Source organism: Sphingomonas sp. 10B4 (assembly GCF_035019905.1).
Classification (GTDB): Bacteria; Pseudomonadota; Alphaproteobacteria; order Sphingomonadales; family Sphingomonadaceae; genus Sphingomonas; species Sphingomonas glacialis.
Genome location: NZ_JASJVC010000461.1, coordinates 1 through 250 on the forward strand (window position 1 = coordinate 1; position 250 = coordinate 250).

The window sequence follows — 250 nt, forward strand, 5'->3', positions numbered from 1 at the left end:
GCAACTCACCACGAGCGGCGCGGGTGCTTTGGGGTCGCCGAACTTGACTGCGGGCTGATCGAACTTGGCGACGATCTGGCGCACACGCGCCACTTCGCCTTGGGGCGTGAGACTGCTGATCTGCAGCGCGTGGGCGGGTAACGCCATCATGGCCAGCGAGACGCCTGTGCCCAGCGCCCATTTGGAAAGCAATCGGTTCATCGGGTTCCTCCCTCTTTGTGGGCCGCAGCGTAGCCGATTCATACAATCG

General features: G+C 63.2%; 1 protein-coding gene. It reads right to left on the minus strand.

Annotation, left to right across the window (positions count from 1 at the left end):
* Positions 1-201 (minus strand): hypothetical protein (locus QN347_RS20495; protein ID WP_323494501.1); only part of this gene is annotated, 201 nt, incomplete at its 3' end.
* Between the last annotated feature and the right edge of the window lie 49 nt (positions 202-250).